The sequence below is a fragment of the Veillonella sp. AF13-2 genome, assembly GCF_003603295.1.
GTDB classification, from domain to species: Bacteria; Bacillota; Negativicutes; order Veillonellales; family Veillonellaceae; genus Veillonella; species Veillonella parvula_E.
This window is the reverse complement of sequence record NZ_QTMT01000002.1, coordinates 371,459-390,100: the sequence shown is the minus strand read 5'-3', so window position 1 is coordinate 390,100 and position 18,642 is coordinate 371,459. Positions and strand designations below refer to the sequence as shown.

Genomic DNA, 18,642 nt, shown 5'->3' with positions numbered 1-18,642 from the left:
TGTACAGGATTAAACTTTATCTCTTTATTATACTATAAAACTCATCAATCCGTCTCATTAAAGTCTTAATACTGATACCAGATCCATACACACAAGCATCAGTGACCACATATGTCTTGATTTGCTCCTCTGGTACCATGGCGATATATTCTAGCGTTTCATAGTGATGAATAGGACTTTTATGGGACTTTCCGCCCTTGGCATGCACCATCGTAATGATGGATTCTATAGGCACGGAAATGGTATCTCCAATATGAACGTACATAAGAATGCCCCCTCTACTTTTCTAATGTCCCATTAAGAGCATCAATTTTGCGCTGTTCCTCTTCAGCGAGGAACTTTGATCGATATTTATTACACAAATTGATAACATGCTGATCCGTTAGCTCATCAGGCTTCTTATGGGTGATGAGCATGGCCACCATAAACATATGACGGCGATTGATGGATCCTTTATAAATCTTATCCAGGTAAAAGTATATGGATTCCCGCATCGCTTCTGCAAAGTCTGGGAAAGTACACTGTATAAATTGCTGACAGTCGCTGTATTTAAAGTATGGATACTTTCTAATAACAGACTTAATGTCCTTAATATGTTTTCGATGCAATTCATATTCACAAGTCGGACAGATTTCTTTTTTAGATTCCATGTGCATGCCACATCGCTTACAACGATGATACCCATGCTGCTCTAAATATATTTCACGCTTTCGAGCCGTAATTTGTACTTTTCTGAAAGCAGCTCGTAATTCTTCGTTATCCGTTTGTTCTAAGGATTTATCGATGGCGTCTACATCTTCTTTTGAAAGCACGATATTAGCAAAATTAATACGTTTTGTAATAATCTGTTCATCAGGAATCGTTAGAGACGTATTAATTTCTACTTTCACATAGCTCTGACGTTTCATGATGAATCGAATATCGGTGATTACCTCTTGGCGGTAATACTTGTTGATAGCCTCGATGATACGTCGTTTTTGCATCTGTAATTCCTGCATCCACATGGAATTATCTGCACTGATAACCATGTCTGGAGGCTTGATAGACACAATTTTCGTATGATCAGCGATAACATCGCCTACTACATCACGCCACTTGTGAACGAGGGTATTTAATTTATATTGTTCCAGTAAATTCAGTTCTGCTAAGGCCTTTGGTAAACAAAGATCAAGGCTATCCATACTGAACCTTTCCTCCTTCACAAGAAATAAATTGAACGGATTTCAAATCTTTAAAATCGTGAATATCTGTAGTGGTAATAAATGTTTGAATTCGTTTATGAATAAACTGCAATAAATTCACTCGTCTCGACTCATCAAGTTCGCTCAATACATCATCCAAGAGAAGAACTGGATATTCTCCTACCTCTGACTTGATAAACTCAAGTTCACTCAACTTTAAGGACAATACAGCGGTTCGTTGCTGACCTTGCGATCCAAATTTCTTTAAATCCATAGCATCGGAAAAGAATTTTAAATCATCGCGATGAGGACCTATACTAGTGCTCAAACGATGACGATCTTGCGGCAACGCTGCTTTGATGCGTTCGTAAAAGCCTTCCTTTGTATATTCTAATGAACCATTGTCCATATACGGCTGTTCATAACCGATGGTTAAATTCTCGAGTCCACCTGTCAATTTACGATTCATCAAATCGATGAGCAAATTGATTTTTTTCAAGCTTTCTAATCGTTTCTTTACGATAAAGCTCGCCATATCTGCTAGCTGCAAATCCCATTCTTCAAGAGGAATATTATTCTTTCCCCTATATTCTTTTAGGACTGCATTTCGTTGCTGTAACAACCGATTATACTGCATCAATTGATAATAGTAAGTAGCGCTGGTCTGAGATATTTCCATATCTAGGAAACGCCTACGACCAGACGGAGTTCCCTTAATGAGCTGTAAGTCTTCAGGACAAAAAATAACTGTATTTAATGTACCAATCAGTTCTTTTTGAGATATTTTTGTGTCGTTTAAACGAATATCCTTAGCCCCTTGGCGGAATAATTTAATATTTACCTTTTGAGGCGTATCTTTTTTCTCGAATTTTACAACTATGCCTGCTTCTTCAGCATTAAACATGAGCATATCCGATGTATCGTTAGTACGATGGCTTTTACCAATCGTACCAACATATATAGATTCGAGGATATTCGTCTTACCAGCCCCATTGGTGCCGTGCAGAACGATAATCTCAGGGTTAAACTGTATCTGTACATCCTTATAATTACGAAACTGGAATAATTGCAGTGAGTCAATTCTCACCGATTATGCCTCCTCTTGTGTAATTATGAGGTCTACATCGAGACCTTCACAAGAAATTACATCACCAACGCGGCATTTCTTGCGTTTTTCCGTTACGACCTGACCATTCAAGGTAAGGATGCCTTCATCGATGAAAGATTTAATTTGACCACCTGTTTCAATGATGCCTTCTAACTTCAACAACTGATCAATTTGAATGTACTCCGTATGAATGGGTACCTGCTGTTGCTCTTTCATAATGTTCTCCTATGTGATAAAGGTTATGCATTCGTACGAACTGGTGTTACTACGTATGTATAGTTCGGATTATTGTCTTGTCGAATGACAACAGGACCATTTTGTTTTAAGAACAAGTGAATATTATCGCCTGTGCTGTGACGCAAGATGTCAGAGATGTAGCGACCATTGAAAGATATTGTAAAAGGTGTGCCTTTAAATTCAACAGCTACGTCTTCTTTTGCCATACCGATTTCAGTATTTTGAGTAGACAATGTGACATTGCTTTCAGACCAATCATAACGAATTACGTTATAACTGATGTCTTTAGCCAACAAGGATACGCGATCAACAGCACCAGCGAATTCACGGCGATCGATTACAGCGCTAGAATCGAATTGAGAAGGAATTACCTTTTCATATTCAGGATATGTGCCTTCGATTAAGCGAGAAATAATATAAATAGATTCAAAATTAAATACGATTTGTGTACGATTCCAAATGATATTGATCATAGCTGGATTATCTGTTGGTAATAAACGAGATACTTCAGCCAACGTTTTTGTAGGGATGATAGCGCGCATTGGAGTCGTTGCTGGTTCATCGATGGTAATTTTTTTAACAGCCATACGGTGTGTATCGGTAGCAACCATAGTCACTTCGTTTTCTTTGATTTCAAGAAGAGCACCGGTAAATACAGGACGATCTTCATCAGTAGCAGCTGCATAATTTGTTAAATCGATGAGTTCTTTCATAGCAAAGCTGTCGATGTTTACATGATCTTGGTCGTGAATTTGTTCCACCAAGGAAAAATCATCTGGATGTAATGTAACAAGGTTAAATTCGGAAGATCCAGATGTGATAGTCAAAGAATTTCCGTCTTCTGGTTTGTAAAGTTCAATAGTATCGCCAGGCAATTTGCGAATTAATTCTTGGAAATAGCGGGAACCTACCACTAAAGTACCAGGTTCTTTAATGTCTCCATCGATGGTTAAGCGAATGCCGAGTTCAAAGTCGTTACCTTGCAATTCTACTTGACCATTTTTTGTAGTCATGTAGATAGCACCTGGTAAGTTGGAACTTGTTTTATTTTGAGATACCTTTTGCAATACGTTAATTGCTTTTTGGAGATTTGCTTTAGGGAATGTAATATGCATATGTTACTCCTTTATGATTTTTATATATTGTAAAAGCACTAATAATTACTTGCTTTGTTTGTAATATTCAATGTTTACTATCGTAGATGCTCTATAGATATTCTACGGTAGATCTATTTCTACTGGTTTTTTGATTGTTTGTTAGTTTTAGTAGTAGTAATAGTAGGGGCCTGTTTATATGTGTAAAAGTGATTTGGCGCCACTAACTGTGTGAATTATGGGTTGTGTATAACTATGTTGATAGTTTGTACCTACTTATCCACATATTAACATCAAAGTATGAGTTTTAGGATATCCACAAAGTTATTCACCGTATATCCACAGAGTTATCCACAGGTTGTTAATTTCTGTTTAATTTCTGCAACCATTCGTTTAGTTTCTTCGTTTTTTTCAATTTCCTTCGTTATTTTATCGTACGCATGGAGAATTGTCGTATGGTCACGAGAAAAAGCTGCTGCGATTTGAGGATAGCTTTCATTGATCATATCGCGGCATAGATACATGGCGATTTGCCGTGGAAATGCGAATTGGGCTTTTCGTTTCTTGCCGAGTAGGTCTTGCTTTTTAATATTGAAATAAGAACTCACAAAATTCTGGATGCTTTCAATATTAACCATATTCACCTCTTCGGTATGAACGAGGCCAGCCAAGGCGTGTTTTGTGTATTCTAGGTCGATAGATTCGAGACGTTGATCGATGGATGCTGTACCGATGAGCTTGGTGAAAGCACCTTGCAATACGCGGACGTTTTCGCTAAATTGCAATGCTACGTAGTTAATTGAATCATTATCGATACGAATAATGCGATTCTTTTTATATTCTCGTTCGAGCAGTGATCTGAAGATGGCGATGCGCGTTTCTAAATCTGGATTTTCCATTGTGGCAATGTAGCCAGCTTGGAAACGAGAGCGAAGACGATCTTCGAACTGTTCCATATCGTTTGGCATCGTATCAGAGGTAAGTACGATTTGCTTGTTGTTATTTAATAATTCATTGAACGTATTAAACAGCTCAGTTTTCGTACTTTCACGGCTTTCAAGGAACTGAATATCGTCAATCATGAGAACATCGATATTGCGGAATGTATTGCGGAATAATTTACCTTGGTTGCGCTGCAATGTTTCGACGAAAATATTCATAAAGTTTTCGCTCGTAATGGACATGACCTTCATATGTGGATGATTTTCCTTGATAGCATTGCCAATGGCATGCATCAAGTGTGTTTTTCCGAGGCCAGATGGACCGTAGATAAAGAGAGGATTGTAGTCGCCGCCTGGAAATTCAGCTACATTTTGAGCAGCTCCAAAAGGAATGCGGTTGGCGTTGCCCGTTACGTAGTTATCAAAACGGTACGCCGGATTGAGATTAGATAACGATAAATCCACAGGTACATTATCAGACTGCAATGTTGGCGTTGTTTCTGTGGATTTCTTTGGTGTAGCTACCATTGGTTCGTCTGGAATTTCCACAGGCGCTGGTGCACGGTCTATATAGACAGGATCTTGATAGACTGGTGTGTAAAACTCCTCTTGATGAGCCTTTTCCTCTACTATAGGAGGTAAAGGCATTAGCGGTGCTACAACTGGCGTATCGATGAGACTTTCATCAACAAAGGTAGTATCTACACTCTCTTGATTGAAATCGAATAATACCATATCCCGATGGGAACCGATGACCGTAGTAATAGCATCCTGCAAAGCCTTGCTAATCTGCGGCTGCTGGTCGATTAAGTTTTTTACAAATGTTTGCATGACCCCAATATGGATCGAATGACTTTCGAGAGACATGGGAATCAACGATGACGTGACGCGCAAATACAATGCGTCAGGTAAATGCTGCATATTCTTTTTCGCCTCTTGCAATATATGTTCCCATATATTATTTAAATCAAATGACTGCATGACGTGCCTCTTGTGAATAACTATTGCGATAAATGTGTATAACTTTAGGAATAATGTGCATAACCATTGTAAAAGATGTGGAAAAAACTATTATTCCTGTGAATAACTTGTGTATAACCTGTGAATAAGTAAAAATAAAAGTCTATTTTATATAGATAATTACTGATTTTTCAGTTTTTATAAACTAAAAGAGAAAAAATGTGGATAACCTCGAAAGTTATCCATCAAAAACCTATAAAAATATATAATTTTTCCTAATTTCAAGTATGATTGTACCAAAAAATCACTAATTTGTCATTTATTCTGTGGATAACTTTTGGTTATCTGAAGGAAATGTGTTAATAAATCAATAATTATATCATTATTTGTTCATCAATTACTTTTGGGGAAGGAATGAAAACTACTTTTATCGCTCCATTCTAACGCAAGTCGCTCAAAAAGTAGTTTTCATTCCCCTCCTCCAATAAGATAATTTTTATGATTATTATACACATAGATGGAAAAGTAATTGATGAACATAACAACATCAACCTTCAGATAATCAAAAATAAATGATAGATAAAAATGACAAACTAGTGATTTTTCTAAAAGGGAGTCTTAGGAGCAGGAATAGATGTGGATTTTTGACCGACTTACAATGAGTATGGAGGGAGAAAACCACATCTATTCCTCCCCTCTCTTCAACTGGAGATCAAAACATAAATTTGCCAAAGTATAAAAAGATTTGAATTGTGAGTTCTTGTATGTTGATAAATTGATGTTACGTTTACATCGTGTAGTGGTGTTGAAGGTGACATTAGGGTTGCCTTAGGGAGGGAATATAGGGTCCTTTTGAGCGACTTTACGATGAGTATGGAGCGATGAAGGATCCCTATATTCCTCCCCCTGGAAACGTAACATCAATTACAGGATAAAATGTGTAGTAGAATTATTTTCAGAAATACAAGAACTCACAGCAGAACCCCTTTATTATATTGACAAATTTACGTTTTACCTCTATAATTACCCTGTTATGGTATAAGTAAAACAATACAGAATGACGAGGAGGTGTTTTACTAATGAAACGTACTTACCAACCAAATACTCTTTGGAGAAAACGTACCCATGGTTTCCGTGAACGCATGAAAACTATTGGTGGCCGTCTCGTTTTGAAAAGAAGACGTGCAAAAGGCAGAAAACGCTTATCTGCATAATATAATAGCTGTTAGGCAGGAGAAAAAACTTGGCGCTGCTGCCAAGTTTTTCTATTCTTAGGACTTAAGGATAATGCATATGGATTATTGCCTTGATAAAGCAAGACGACTGACGCACAATAATGAATATCGCCTTGTGTATAAGCACGGAAAATACGAAGTAGGTCGTATGTGTGTACTGTATCGTATGCCCGTGGCAAAGCAACCTACGCGCATTGGTTTTGTAACAGGCAAAAAGGTTGGTTGTGCAGTGGAGCGCAACCGAGCTAGACGCCTGATGAAAGAGGTATATCGCCTCAATCAGCACGCCATTCGCGAAGGGTATCATATCGTAATTGTTGGACGTGGCCCTCTGAAAAACGCTACCTACGAAAAAGCGGAAAAGGAGATTTTGTATCTCTTGCGAAAAAGCAAATTATTGATACAAAATGATAAATAGGACCACAAGTTAGAGGCTTTGGTCCTTTTTGTGTATATGGAGGTTTCCATGAAACGCTGTATAACTATGCTTTTACGACTTTTAATTAGGTTTTATCAGCTCGCCATATCTCCCTTAAAACCTGGATGTTGCCGTTATTATCCGACATGTTCCACATATACTCTGCAGGCCATCGAAAAATATGGTCCTTTGAAAGGTAGCTGGATGGGTTTAAAACGCATTCTTCGCTGTCATCCTTTCCATAAGGGTGGCTACGATCCAGTTCCCTAACCCCTTTGGGATTAGACTGGATGTGTTCTGTGAAAGTAACTTTCACCATCATTATCTAGCACAGTTTTGGAAATACCTGAGCATCTGTATGGATGAAATTTAGACCATACCATAACGATATATAGATGCGCAAAGGACGGTTTCGGACTGTAAGAAAAAGGAGAAACAATGGAATTTTTAAGTAGTGTATTCCAACCTATCGTTAATTTGATGAGTACATTGGTAACCTATGCGTTCCAATTGACTCAAATGGTAGGCTATCCGAGCTACGGTGTGGCTATTATCCTTTTAACAATTGTTATTAAAGCGATTTTGGCGCCACTTACTGTTAAACAAATCAAATCCATGAAGGCTATGCAAGAGTTGCAGCCTCGCATGAAAGAATTGCAAGATAAATACAAAAATGATCCTGCAAAACTGCAAGCGGAAATGGGTGCATTGTACAAAGAAATGGGTGTTAACCCATTAGCGGGCTGCTTGCCTCTATTGGTGCAAATGCCATTCTTGATCGCTATTTTCTATGCTTTACAAAGCTATCCATACGATCAAAACTATGTACATTTCTTATGGCTTCCTAGTCTTGGCGAACCAGATCCTATGTACATCTTGCCAGTATTGAGTGCGGTGTCCACTTGGATTATGTCCCGTCAAACTAGTAGCGGTGCAACTGGTGCTGCTGCGCAACAACAAAAGATTATGACAATCTTTATGCCTCTATTCATTGGTTACATTTCTCTTAACTTCCCTTCTGGCTTAGTTATTTACTGGATCGTATCCAATGTGTTCCAATTTGTACAACAACATTTCATTTACAAAGGCTTAGAAGCTAAATAATAGGAGGCACTATGGAATTTATCGATGTATCTGCTAAAACCATTGAAGATGCCATTGCTAAAGGTGTAGCTCAATTGGCCTCTGAAGGTCAAGAATTGGTAGAAACTAAGGTCTTAGAACAACCTTCTAGTGGATTTTTAGGCATTGGTCGTAAACCAGCAGTTGTTCGCTTATTCTTCACCGCTTTAGCTAAATCTGCTACTGCAGAAGAAGCAGCTAATGTTAAAGAACAATCTGTAGCTATTGCTTCCGAACCAGTGGCAATAAGCGAAACAGAAGTACAAGATACGACAGCTGAAACTTCTGAAAGTACTGTAGAAGAAAAACCTTCTAAAAAGGAACTTTCAAAAGAGGATCAACAAGAAATTGCTGAAAAAGGTAAACAATTCCTCGATGATATGTTTACACAAATGGGCCTCACTGTTGTTATCGAAAAGATGATGACCAAAGACAAGATTACATTCCAAGTACATGGCGAAGATTTAGGTATTTTGATAGGCAAACATGGTCAAACCTTGGATGCTATTCAATACTTAACAAATCTCGTGGCTCACAAGGATGTATCTGGCCACTGCCATATCGTGGTAGATGTGGAAAACTATCGTTCTCGCCGAGAAGAAACATTGGTAAATCTCGCGAAACGTTTGGCTTCTAAGGTGAAACGCAACCGTCAAAAGGTTTCCTTAGAACCGATGAATGCTTTTGAACGTAAAATCATTCATACTGCCCTTCAAGGCGACAAAAACGTTGTTACCAACAGTGAAGGGGATGAACCATTCCGTCACGTTGTGATTTCGTACAAAAAATAAAATATAGTGGTGCAGCTTTCAAGTAGCTAGGATTTTCCGTTACTTGAGGGCTGTTCCCTTTATTCTTTAGGTTATGGTGAAAGCTAACCTAAGTTAATCTTCGCATGCAAAGATTAGTTTAGTTTAACTTTCACAGGCGAAGAACATATACAAAAACAAATACTAGATAATCGAAATACGGAGATATGTATGTATATAGATGATACAATAGCGGCCATTGCGACACCGCCCGGCATCGGTGGGGTTGGTATTATTCGGGTCAGCGGCAAGGATAGTTTTCCTATTGTAAATAGCCTGTTCAAGAGCACTGGCATCGTTCCTTTGATGGACCGCCAAAATAGAACGATTCAATATGGGACCATTGTGGATCCGATGACGAACAAGACCATCGATGAGGTTCTTGTACTATTAATGAAAGGGCCTCATTCCTACACGGCGGAAGATGTGGTAGAAATTCAGTGTCACGGTGGCATTGTACCGGTTCGACAAATTCTGAAACTCCTCGTCAATCACGATGTGCGCATGGCTGAGGCCGGTGAATTTACGAAGCGCGCCTTTATGAACGGACGTATCGACCTCACCCAAGCGGAGGCGATCATTGATATTATTGAAGCAAAAACAGAGGACTCCCTCTCCCTCGCTGTGGCTCAGCTAGATGGAACTGTTTCATCCTTTGTAAAAGATGTGCGTGAACAGCTCATCGCCATGATTGCTCATTTAGAGGTAACCATCGACTATCCTGAGGAGGATATAGAAGACGTAACGAGCCAAGAGGTTCGCGAACAGTTGCAGCCTATTTTGAAAGCTATGGATGAACTCTTGTCCACAGCAAACACAGGTCGCCTTATTCGGGACGGTATTACAACGGTTATCGTAGGCCGTCCAAATGCAGGTAAATCGAGCCTTATGAATGCTCTCTTGCGCGAAAATCGCGCTATCGTAACGGATATTCCGGGGACGACACGCGATAGTATTGAAGAATATATGACCGTAGAAGGCATTTCCTTGCGCCTCATCGATACAGCAGGTATTCGCGACACACAAGATACGGTGGAAGCCCTCGGTGTTGAGCGTGCTCGTGATTATATTAACAAAGCAGACATCGTGCTTTGTGTTATAGACGGGTCTACTCCTTTAACCCCTGAAGAAATCGAAATTTTGACCTCTGTGAGCGGTTTGAATACTATCGTACTCCTTAATAAGTCCGATGTGGCACAAGTCGTTACAGATGAAAATATTAAAGAACACGGAACCTTCACGGCTATCGAACGAATCAGTGCTAAAGAAGGCGAAGGCTCTGCGGTTCTTGCCAAATGGGTGCAAGAACTCGTCTACGGCGGTCGCGTAAAACAAGACAATAGCGCCATGATCAGTAATGTGCGCCACATCAGCCTCATGGAACAAGCGAAGGCTCAAGTAGAACAAGCCCTCTCCTCTATCGACATGGGCATGCCTGTAGACTTTGTGGCCACCGACTTGCGTAGCGCTTGGGAACTACTAGGCGACATCACGGGCGATACCATCCGAGAAAGCATGATAGATGAATTGTTTAGTCGTTTTTGCCTTGGTAAGTGATTTAAACTTTCACAGTAAGATAAGTAACAAATATAAGGAATTTAATTGATATGTACACAGTAGATAATTATGATGTCATCGTCATCGGTGGCGGTCATGCTGGTTGTGAGGCGGCTCTCGCTACTGCCCGCATGGGTCATCGCACGTTGATGGCGACTATCAGTTTAGATAATATTGCGCTTATGCCGTGCAACCCTGCCGTGGGTGGCCCTGGTAAAAGCCATCTTGTTTACGAAGTTGACGCATTAGGCGGTCAAATGGGTATCAATGCGGATGCTACGGCTATCCAAATGCGTATGCTCAATATGGGCAAAGGGCCTGCCGTTCATTCTTTGCGCTGCCAATCCGACAAGATTAAATACCAACATTTGATGAAACAAACATTGGAGAATACAGATAATCTTAATGTTAAGCAAATCATGGTGACAGAACTTAAGGTTGAGGATGATAAGGTAATAGGTATCGTTACAGAGCTTGGTGAATTTTATGGTGCTAAGGCTATTATTCTTTGTACAGGTACCTATTTGAAAGGTAAAATCCTCATCGGTGATATCGATTATGTGGGCGGTCCAAATGGTCAACGCGTAGCGGAACATTTCTCTCAATCCTTACTCGATAATGGTATTGAATTGATGCGCTTTAAGACGGGTACACCAGCACGTGTAGATAAACGTACTTTAAACCTCGAAAATATGGTAGTTCAAGAAGGCGATGCACATCATCACGCATTTTCCTTCATGGATGAATGGATTAATCGTAATGAAGATGTATGTTGGTTGACCTATACTAATAAAGAAACGCACGAAATCATTCATAGCAATATTCACCGGGCTCCTATGTATAGTGGCAAAATCGAAGGCGTAGGCCCTCGTTACTGTCCTTCCATCGAAGATAAAGTAGTGCGCTTTGCCGATAAAGAACGCCATCAATTATTCGTAGAACCAGAAGGCACGGGTACAAATGAAATGTATGTACAAGGTATGAGTACGTCTCTTCCAATGGATGTACAATATGCTTTCTTGCGTACCATCCCAGGTCTTGAGAATGTTGAAATTATGCGTCCTGCCTATGCTATCGAATACGATTGCTTGAATCCAACGCAATTGACACCAGCACTTCAAGTGAAACATATTGAAGGTCTCTACTCTGCAGGTCAAGCCAACGGTACATCCGGCTATGAAGAAGCGGCTGCTCAAGGCCTCATGGCTGGTATCAACGCAGCATTGTGGATTCAAGGAAAGGAACCGTTCATCCTTGCTCGCTCCGAAGCGTACATCGGTGTTCTTATCGATGATCTTGTAACAAAAGGTACAAATGAACCGTACCGCATGATGACAAGCCGCAGTGAATACCGTCTATTGCTTCGTCAAGATAATGCAGACCTGCGTCTTACAGAAAAAGGCCGTGAAATCGGTCTTGTAAAAGACGATCGTTGGGCCAAATTTACAGCAAAGAAAGCTGCTATCGAAGAAGCAATGGATATGTTACGAAATACACCTGTCAATCCATCCAAAGAAACACAAGTTTTGCTTGAAGGTTTAGGTACAGCACCTATTAGAACAGGTATTCACGCTTATGATTTAGTAAAACGTAATGAACTCTCTTACGCCAATGTAGCTGATGCATTTGGTTTGAAACGCTATACACCTGATGTAGAAGAGGCTGTCGATATTTCCATTACCTACGAAGGGTACATTAAAAAGCAAATGGACCAAGTCGATAAAGTTCGCAAACTAGAAGAAAAAATTCTTCCAAAAGAATGGGACTACACAGAAATTAAGGGCATTTCTCTTGAAGCTCAACAAAAGCTCAACAAGATTCGTCCTCACTCCATCGGCCAAGCAAGCCGTATCTCTGGCGTCTCCCCTGCAGACGTATCTGTTCTATTGATCCAATTAGAGCAATACAACAGAAGTAAATAAAAATAGCATGTAATAATATGAATTCATGTAATAACATGCAATTTATATGAACTTTTTAAAAGATATTTCCTACAAATCTTATTGTCCTATACATATTAGACAATTCATTAGGAGTACTTATGAAAGAAAAATACGATGTGCCTATAGCACCTCAGTCTGAATTTGTTTCGTATATGATGGAGCAAATGAGTCATTTTGGTTTGCCCTGTACAGAAGAACAGGTAAAAGACTTTTACTTGTATTATGTGCATATGATTGAAACAAATAAATATCTCAATCTAACGGGTATTACAGACATGAAAGAGGTCGTGATTAAGCATATGATTGACTCCCTCTCATGTTATGATTCTGAAATTATCAAATCTGGCATGACGATTATCGATGTTGGTACCGGTGCAGGTTTTCCTGGTATTCCATTGGCTATCTATGACCGTAGCCTCAAGGTTACCCTGTTTGATTCTTTAAAAAAGCGGCTTAACTTTTTGGAATCGGTTATAGATGAACTAAAACTGACGAACTGTACTACCTTACACGGACGTGCGGAGGATTTGAGTCATCAAGATTACCGTGAAAGCTTTGATATTGCTACGAGCCGTGCCGTGGCACGTTTGCCGATTCTTTTAGAATGGACTGTGCCATATGTAAAAGAAGGTGGATATGTAGTTGCTTTAAAAGGAGCTATCTACGAAGAAGAAGTTAAAGAATCTAATAAAGCTCTTAGCATACTAAAAGCCACTATCGAAGAAGTAAGAACCATTACTCTGCCAACCCTAGATGATAAACGAGCAATCATATATATAAAGAAAACGGGAAAAACGCCAAAACAATACCCACGGAAACCAAAAGAAATCAAAGATAAACCATTAGTATGATTTTCACTAGTACATACCGTGTGAAACTTAATAAAACTAGCAATACAATACAAAACAAGTACAAAAAGAGGATGCAAATCTTATATTTGCATCCTCTTTCCTTTTCATTAGGAATGACTTAGCTCGTTTTCTATCCCCCTCCCCACTACCTATTAAATGATATCGTTTACAACAACATTTTAAGGAGGAGTTATTTTGATATAGGATAAATTAGTTTAAATGAAAATAGAATACCTTTCCCTAAGGACGACTTAGCTCGCTTTGGAGTCCGTGGGAAAGGTATTCTATGCAAACATTAAAATGACTTATACGTGGTCAATAATATGTAACGTTGTATCGATATCATTTAAAGGCATAATATGTACGCCTGCTGCAATTTTCTTGATTTGTTCAAGTGTTTCAATCGCAATTTCTGTACCCGCTTCTTTACCACCTTTTTCCATGCGGTCCAAGATTTCTTGAGTAAGGTTAATTCCAGGCACTTTTTCATGGAGGTATGTAGCCATTTTAAAGCTTTTAAGTGGAATCAAGCCTAGCATGATAGGTACATCGAATTCAGACATCTTGTCAATGTAGCGTTTTGCCTGTTCTAAATCGTAAATTGGTTGTGTTTGTACAAAGTGAGCGCCATTTTGAATTTTAGCAGCTAATTTTTGGCGTTCAATCTCTAAATCTGGAGCACCAGGATTACCAGTGGCACCGATGTAGAAGTTTGTAGGTGCGTCTAGGTCATTACCTGCAAGGTCTTTGCCTGCATTTAATGTCTTAGCGATGTTGAGTAGTCCCATACAGTCGACTTCAAATACGGATTGTGCAAATGGATGGTCCCCATTATCTGGTTTATCACCAGTGAGTGTTAAAATATTATGCACGCCCAAAGCTGCTGCACCGAGTAATTCAGATTGCAATCCGATAATATTACGGTCGCGGCATGTAAGGTGGAAAATAGTTTCAATTTCTTTGTTATGTTGTAATAAATAAGAAAGAGAAATTGGGCTCATGCGCATTTTGGACATAGGGCTATCAGCGATGTTGATAGCATCCACCTTCCCTTTCAAACGGGCTGCTTGTTCGAAGGTCTTTTCTGCAGAACTGCTTTTAGGAGGATCCAATTCAACAGTAATGGTGAACTGCCCTTGTTGATGTTTTTCTCTTAATGTCATCATGTACCTCGTTACTATACATTATTTTTCTAGTGTTTCAAAGAAATCGTTAGCATGGTTAACAGCAGCGATGCCGTCCTTAGCGTAGATATCCGCGCCTGCTTGGTCTGCGTAGTCTTGAGATACTACGGCGCCACCAACCATGACCTTAGTTTTAAGGCCTGCTGCACGGATAGCAGCGATAGTATTGTCGATTTGTGGCATGGTTGTCGTCATCAAGGAACAGATGCCAACGAGGGCAGCTTTGTTATCTTTAATAGCTTGTACGATAACTTCTGGGTCAACGTCCTTACCCAGGTCGACGATTTTGTAACCATTGTTTTCGAGCAATGCTGCTACGATATTTTTACCTAAATCATGAATGTCGCCTTTAACTGTAGCTACGACAACGGTGCCTTTATCTAAGCTTTCACTAGCAGGAATAATTTCTTTAATGGTGTTGAAAGCAGCCTGCATTGTTTCAGCAGCAAGCATTACTTGTGGTAAGAATAACTTACCAGAACCAAACTTATCCCCCACTACGTTCATCGCTTCAGATAAGCCTTTTTTCGTAAGATCTAATGGATCGATACCATCTGCTAAGGCTTTTTTTACAAGATCAATGATAGCTTCTTTTTCGCCTTGTTCTACACATGCGCGAATATTGGCTAAAGGATCATTACTATCGAAGGATTTTTTATCTGGCCCTTTAGGAGCAGTGTTACCAGGAGCGGTAGTTTCGTCTTCATAGCCGTATTCTTTAATAAATTCAGCAGAACCTGGGTCCCAGCCTAGTAAGGTAGTACTAGATACAAATGCTTTTTTTGCTGGATAATTGAGTGGATTCATAATCGGTGTTGTTAAGCCACATGCGAGAGCCATTGTTAAAAATTGGCCGTTCAAATATGGACGCTGAGGCATACCGAAGGAAATATTGGACAAGCCCATTACTGTTGGGAAGCCAAATTTTTCTTTATATAATTGTAGTGTACGCAATGTTTGGCGTGCACTATCTTCACCGCTGGCAAGTGTTAATACCAATGGATCGAGTAATAAGTCATGTGGTTGAAGACCATAACCATACGCGCGATTTACGATACTTTCAGCTAAAGTAACGCGGTCCTCTGCTTTTTCAGGAAGGTCACCACTGGATAATGGCAAGCAAAGCAATGCTGCACCGTATCGTTTAGCTAAAGGCATAACTTGAGTGATGGACTCCTCCTCCCCATTTACGGAGTTAATAAGAGCGCGGCCTGGGTAGTTTTTAAGAGCTACTTCCATAGCTGCTGGGTCCAATGTATCGATAGACAATGGAGTTTCAACGAGCATGGATAATTCAAAGATTGCTCGTTCCATCAATGGAGTTTGATCCATGCCAGCTACGCCCATGTTTACATCGAGGATATCTGCGCCTGCCTCTACTTGATCTAAGGCATCGCGCTTTACACGAATGAAAGAGCCATCGCGCAATTCTTGAGCGAGTACTTTACGACCTGTTGGGTTAATACGTTCACCAATGATAAGCGGTTTTGTATGATGGCCCAACTCTAAAAGTTTAGTACGACTTGTAATAATTGTTTTAGGTGTAATGTGGGTACGTTCTTTTGGCGTATGAGCTTTCACCGCATCGGAAATAGATTGAATATGAGCTGGTGTTGTACCACAGCAACCACCAACATAACTAGCGCCTGCATCAACGATATCGAGCATCAATGGTCCCATCTCTTCAGCTGAAAGTGGGAATACAGTTTGTTTATTTATTAATTGAGGCATACCGGCATTTGGCTGACAGCTTATTGGTAAATTTGTAACGCTTGCAATCTCTTCGATAAGTGGTGTAATTTGTTCAGGTCCAAGGGAACAGTTGATACCAATGATATCAGCCCCTATAGCTTCTACGATAGTAGTTGCTACTGCTGGTGGTGTACCTGTAATAGTACGACCGTCTTCACTAAAAGAAAATTGACAGATGATTTGTACATCATCCTTTGTCTTCCCCGCTGCTTCACGAGCATCTAAAGAGGCTAATAAAGCGGCACGCATTTCCTGTACGTCGATGATAGTTTCAATGATAATAAAATCAACGCCACCTTCGATTAATGCTTCGGCTTGTTCACGATATGTATCATAGATAGAGTCAAAGCTCATATTGCCTAATGGTTGTAAAAAACGGCCTGTAGGACCCATAGAACCTGCTACACGAGCAGTTGGTTTATTCTCTGCAATGGCTTCTTTTGCTACCTTCACAGCTGCAATATTGATTTCTCTTACGCGATCCTGCAAGTCATAATCTTCTAATTTAAGACCACAAGCACCGAATGTATTGGTAGTGATTACATCACTGCCATGTTGTAAGTATTGAGCATGAATATCCTTTACTACTTCTGGTCTTTCAATATTAAATAGCTCTGGACAATAGCCTTCTTCTAAGCCTGCCGCTTGAAGCATTGTGCCCATAGCACCGTCAAATATATACATAAACATCTTCCTTTAACATCCTAAATTACAATGTTTCACGTGAAACACTATTGTATTGGTTGCCCCTTCATGGCAATACCAGAAATGTCGGCAGTAGTTTTACTACCTTCCTCTTCTCCCCCATCTTGGGTGTTGACTGTTGCTTTCTCTGGTAATTTTCGAGATGCACAGTTTTGTTGTGAACAAGATGTACAGCCTCGGTTAGTTTTAATATCTTCGTTTGCTGGCATTAAACCGATGATAGCCGTTACAGACTTACGTGGGAATAATAAATAGTTCTCTGTTACTTGTAAGCCAATCATCTCTGTTTTGATGATTTTAGCTAATTGTGGTTGGATTTCTAGTGGCCAGTTGCCATAACCAGGGCTAAAACGCCAAGTTGGCTTATAGCCTTGTTTTTTAGCAATTGTATTGATTACTTCGTTTACCTGATCAGCTACCTGTTCTACAGCAGTTGTGGCTGCTGCATCAAGTAATAAGCCTACCGTATAGTTACCTTGTTTAAATAACTGTTCACTACGAATTTCTACATCTTCTCCAACTGTTACGCCTAATACGTATACTTTAGTAGATTTTTCTAGATGCTTTTCGATGATAGACCCTTCAATTTTAAGCGGTGGATTGCTTAAAATTGTTTTTGTTTCTGCATCGTAATCATATTCTTGATATACACCTCTAGGTGTAGCCAATAATTGGATTTCCTTACATGCTTCGTCAACATAGTTTTGTGGAAAATCTTCAGCGTGACGAAGTCCTGCGTATCGTTTTACTTCTGCTTTATCGATGGCAGGAAGCATTCCGTTATAGATGGGCATAGAAACGCCTCCTCTTCAAAATAAAAAGCTCTGCGTGTCCGTAGAGCGTGTGCTTACTGTTATTAATTGTATATATAAATCTTATAAAGTGATTTTTCTAGACTCTTAAGATTATCAATCTAATTACTATCTAACTAATAGTATATAGATATGAATAATACCTGTCAAAGTATATGGGGCCTGTATTCTCATATAATTTAGTAGTATATAGGTATAGTTTAAAGTTATATCAAAATGATTTTTGTTCATAAAAGTTATTGGTGATGAAGGCTTTATATGTTTAATGTTAACCATAATGTTTCACGTGAAACAATTTATTAAATATAATCTAATTTGTTATGAGTATATAAGTATATTAATATTAGTTCATTACATTTCGTATATTATTGTTATATATAATGTTACCGATCAAAAGTTGATTACTTTATACCTTTCGCTAATGGTGTTGTTCTATAAATAAAAAAGATGATATAAAATAATTTTGTGTATATTTGTCTATAGGTATAGATTTATATTAATATGATAATTTTTTACTGTAAAATTTTTTATTAATTTTACAACTTAATTTTTGTGTTAGATTTAAATCCTTAAATGTTTCACGTGAAACATCTAATCGTAAAACTTATAGAACATTTGATGTAATTTTTCTTATTTTGTGTTCTACTTAAATAGTAAAGGAATAAATTTCTATGTTTCACGTGAAACAATAAAAAATAAGTGTTGTAATTATATTAATGAAGTTACTTACCTA

Annotated in this window: 17 protein-coding genes; 8 read left to right on the top strand and 9 right to left on the bottom strand. The window is 39.0% G+C overall.

Annotated features, from left to right (window positions below; translation table 11 throughout):
• Nucleotides 1–16 precede the first annotated feature (16 nt).
• The 6 genes from DWV85_RS05670 to dnaA all read right to left on the bottom strand — a co-directional run bounded on the left by DWV85_RS05670 (nucleotide 17) and on the right by dnaA (nucleotide 5,542).
• Nucleotides 17–265, bottom strand: coding sequence for a hypothetical protein (locus tag DWV85_RS05670; protein WP_058948347.1), 249 nt, complete (start codon nucleotides 263–265; stop codon nucleotides 17–19).
• Nucleotides 266–278: 13 nt separating this feature from the next.
• Nucleotides 279–1,181, bottom strand: coding sequence for a DUF721 domain-containing protein (locus tag DWV85_RS05665; RefSeq protein WP_012863617.1), 903 nt, complete (start codon nucleotides 1,179–1,181; stop codon nucleotides 279–281).
• The gene (gene recF / locus DWV85_RS05660; protein WP_123138252.1) at nucleotides 1,174–2,268 is read right to left on the bottom strand and encodes a DNA replication/repair protein RecF; all 1,095 of its coding nucleotides are present in this window, start codon (nucleotides 2,266–2,268) and stop codon (nucleotides 1,174–1,176) included. Before recF ends, DWV85_RS05665 begins: the two co-directional genes overlap by 8 nt.
• Nucleotides 2,269–2,271: 3 nt before the next feature.
• Nucleotides 2,272–2,505 carry an RNA-binding S4 domain-containing protein gene (locus tag DWV85_RS05655; RefSeq protein WP_105087308.1) on the bottom strand — a complete coding sequence of 78 codons (234 nt, stop codon included), beginning with the start codon at nucleotides 2,503–2,505 and terminating at the stop codon, nucleotides 2,272–2,274.
• Nucleotides 2,506–2,528: 23 nt separating this feature from the next.
• Nucleotides 2,529–3,641 carry a DNA polymerase III subunit beta gene (dnaN, locus tag DWV85_RS05650; protein ID WP_004698016.1) on the bottom strand — a complete coding sequence of 371 codons (1,113 nt, stop codon included), beginning with the start codon at nucleotides 3,639–3,641 and terminating at the stop codon, nucleotides 2,529–2,531.
• 326 nt (nucleotides 3,642–3,967) lie between these two features.
• Nucleotides 3,968–5,542: a chromosomal replication initiator protein DnaA gene (dnaA, locus tag DWV85_RS05645; protein ID WP_123138251.1), complete on the bottom strand. Its 1,575-nt coding sequence runs from the start codon at nucleotides 5,540–5,542 to the stop codon at nucleotides 3,968–3,970.
• Nucleotides 5,543–6,600: 1,058 nt separating this feature from the next.
• On the opposite strand from dnaA, the gene rpmH reads away from it, so the two are divergent.
• The 8 genes from rpmH to rsmG all read left to right on the top strand — a co-directional run bounded on the left by rpmH (nucleotide 6,601) and on the right by rsmG (nucleotide 13,456).
• Entirely contained in the window at nucleotides 6,601–6,735 is a 135-nt protein-coding gene (rpmH, locus tag DWV85_RS05640) for a 50S ribosomal protein L34 (RefSeq protein WP_004692946.1), read from the top strand.
• A 79-nt stretch (nucleotides 6,736–6,814) separates the two neighbouring features.
• Complete coding sequence (rnpA, locus tag DWV85_RS05635; RefSeq protein WP_004692947.1) at nucleotides 6,815–7,174, top strand: ribonuclease P protein component; 360 nt, start codon at nucleotides 6,815–6,817, stop codon at nucleotides 7,172–7,174.
• 48 nt (nucleotides 7,175–7,222) lie between these two features.
• Complete coding sequence (gene yidD / locus DWV85_RS05630) at nucleotides 7,223–7,444, top strand: membrane protein insertion efficiency factor YidD (RefSeq protein WP_012865047.1); 222 nt, start codon at nucleotides 7,223–7,225, stop codon at nucleotides 7,442–7,444.
• A gap of 168 nt (nucleotides 7,445–7,612) precedes the next feature.
• The gene (locus DWV85_RS05625) at nucleotides 7,613–8,278 is read left to right on the top strand and encodes a YidC/Oxa1 family membrane protein insertase (protein ID WP_123138250.1); all 666 of its coding nucleotides are present in this window, start codon (nucleotides 7,613–7,615) and stop codon (nucleotides 8,276–8,278) included.
• An 11-nt stretch (nucleotides 8,279–8,289) separates the two neighbouring features.
• Complete coding sequence (gene jag, locus DWV85_RS05620) at nucleotides 8,290–9,087, top strand: RNA-binding cell elongation regulator Jag/EloR (protein WP_123138249.1); 798 nt, start codon at nucleotides 8,290–8,292, stop codon at nucleotides 9,085–9,087.
• A gap of 189 nt (nucleotides 9,088–9,276) precedes the next feature.
• Nucleotides 9,277–10,662, top strand: coding sequence for a tRNA uridine-5-carboxymethylaminomethyl(34) synthesis GTPase MnmE (mnmE, locus tag DWV85_RS05615; protein WP_123138248.1), 1,386 nt, complete (start codon nucleotides 9,277–9,279; stop codon nucleotides 10,660–10,662).
• Nucleotides 10,663–10,712: 50 nt separating this feature from the next.
• Nucleotides 10,713–12,584: a tRNA uridine-5-carboxymethylaminomethyl(34) synthesis enzyme MnmG gene (gene mnmG / locus DWV85_RS05610; RefSeq protein ID WP_123138247.1), complete on the top strand. Its 1,872-nt coding sequence runs from the start codon at nucleotides 10,713–10,715 to the stop codon at nucleotides 12,582–12,584.
• Between the two features lie 119 nt (nucleotides 12,585–12,703).
• Nucleotides 12,704–13,456: a 16S rRNA (guanine(527)-N(7))-methyltransferase RsmG gene (gene rsmG / locus DWV85_RS05605; protein ID WP_123138246.1), complete on the top strand. Its 753-nt coding sequence runs from the start codon at nucleotides 12,704–12,706 to the stop codon at nucleotides 13,454–13,456.
• 305 nt (nucleotides 13,457–13,761) lie between these two features.
• Here rsmG and DWV85_RS05600 read toward each other — a convergent pair whose 3' ends face one another.
• Genes DWV85_RS05600 through DWV85_RS05590 form a run of 3 tightly spaced genes read right to left on the bottom strand, consistent with a single transcriptional unit; the run spans nucleotide 13,762 to nucleotide 17,891 of the window.
• Nucleotides 13,762–14,619, bottom strand: a complete 858-nt coding sequence (locus tag DWV85_RS05600; protein WP_123138245.1) for a methylenetetrahydrofolate reductase — start codon at nucleotides 14,617–14,619, stop codon at nucleotides 13,762–13,764.
• Nucleotides 14,620–14,640: 21 nt separating this feature from the next.
• Complete coding sequence (locus tag DWV85_RS05595) at nucleotides 14,641–17,076, bottom strand: homocysteine S-methyltransferase family protein (protein WP_123138244.1); 2,436 nt, start codon at nucleotides 17,074–17,076, stop codon at nucleotides 14,641–14,643.
• A gap of 47 nt (nucleotides 17,077–17,123) precedes the next feature.
• Entirely contained in the window at nucleotides 17,124–17,891 is a 768-nt protein-coding gene (locus DWV85_RS05590) for a methionine synthase (RefSeq protein ID WP_123138243.1), read from the bottom strand.
• Between the last annotated feature and the right edge of the window lie 751 nt (nucleotides 17,892–18,642).

Coding starts and splice junctions, on each gene's coding strand:
- DWV85_RS05600 (WP_123138245.1), bottom strand. CDS start 14,619: ATGACATTAAGAGAAAAACATCAACAAGGGCAGTTCACCATTACTGTT.
- rpmH (WP_004692946.1), top strand. CDS start 6,601: ATGAAACGTACTTACCAACCAAATACTCTTTGGAGAAAACGTACCCAT.
- DWV85_RS05670 (WP_058948347.1), bottom strand. CDS start 265: ATGTACGTTCATATTGGAGATACCATTTCCGTGCCTATAGAATCCATC.
- mnmG (WP_123138247.1), top strand. CDS start 10,713: ATGTACACAGTAGATAATTATGATGTCATCGTCATCGGTGGCGGTCAT.
- jag (WP_123138249.1), top strand. CDS start 8,290: ATGGAATTTATCGATGTATCTGCTAAAACCATTGAAGATGCCATTGCT.
- DWV85_RS05655 (WP_105087308.1), bottom strand. CDS start 2,505: ATGAAAGAGCAACAGCAGGTACCCATTCATACGGAGTACATTCAAATT.
- DWV85_RS05595 (WP_123138244.1), bottom strand. CDS start 17,076: ATGTATATATTTGACGGTGCTATGGGCACAATGCTTCAAGCGGCAGGC.
- DWV85_RS05665 (WP_012863617.1), bottom strand. CDS start 1,181: ATGGATAGCCTTGATCTTTGTTTACCAAAGGCCTTAGCAGAACTGAAT.
- dnaN (WP_004698016.1), bottom strand. CDS start 3,641: ATGCATATTACATTCCCTAAAGCAAATCTCCAAAAAGCAATTAACGTA.
- DWV85_RS05625 (WP_123138250.1), top strand. CDS start 7,613: ATGGAATTTTTAAGTAGTGTATTCCAACCTATCGTTAATTTGATGAGT.
- mnmE (WP_123138248.1), top strand. CDS start 9,277: ATGTATATAGATGATACAATAGCGGCCATTGCGACACCGCCCGGCATC.
- rsmG (WP_123138246.1), top strand. CDS start 12,704: ATGAAAGAAAAATACGATGTGCCTATAGCACCTCAGTCTGAATTTGTT.
- dnaA (WP_123138251.1), bottom strand. CDS start 5,542: ATGCAGTCATTTGATTTAAATAATATATGGGAACATATATTGCAAGAG.
- rnpA (WP_004692947.1), top strand. CDS start 6,815: ATGGATTATTGCCTTGATAAAGCAAGACGACTGACGCACAATAATGAA.
- DWV85_RS05590 (WP_123138243.1), bottom strand. CDS start 17,891: ATGCCCATCTATAACGGAATGCTTCCTGCCATCGATAAAGCAGAAGTA.
- yidD (WP_012865047.1), top strand. CDS start 7,223: ATGAAACGCTGTATAACTATGCTTTTACGACTTTTAATTAGGTTTTAT.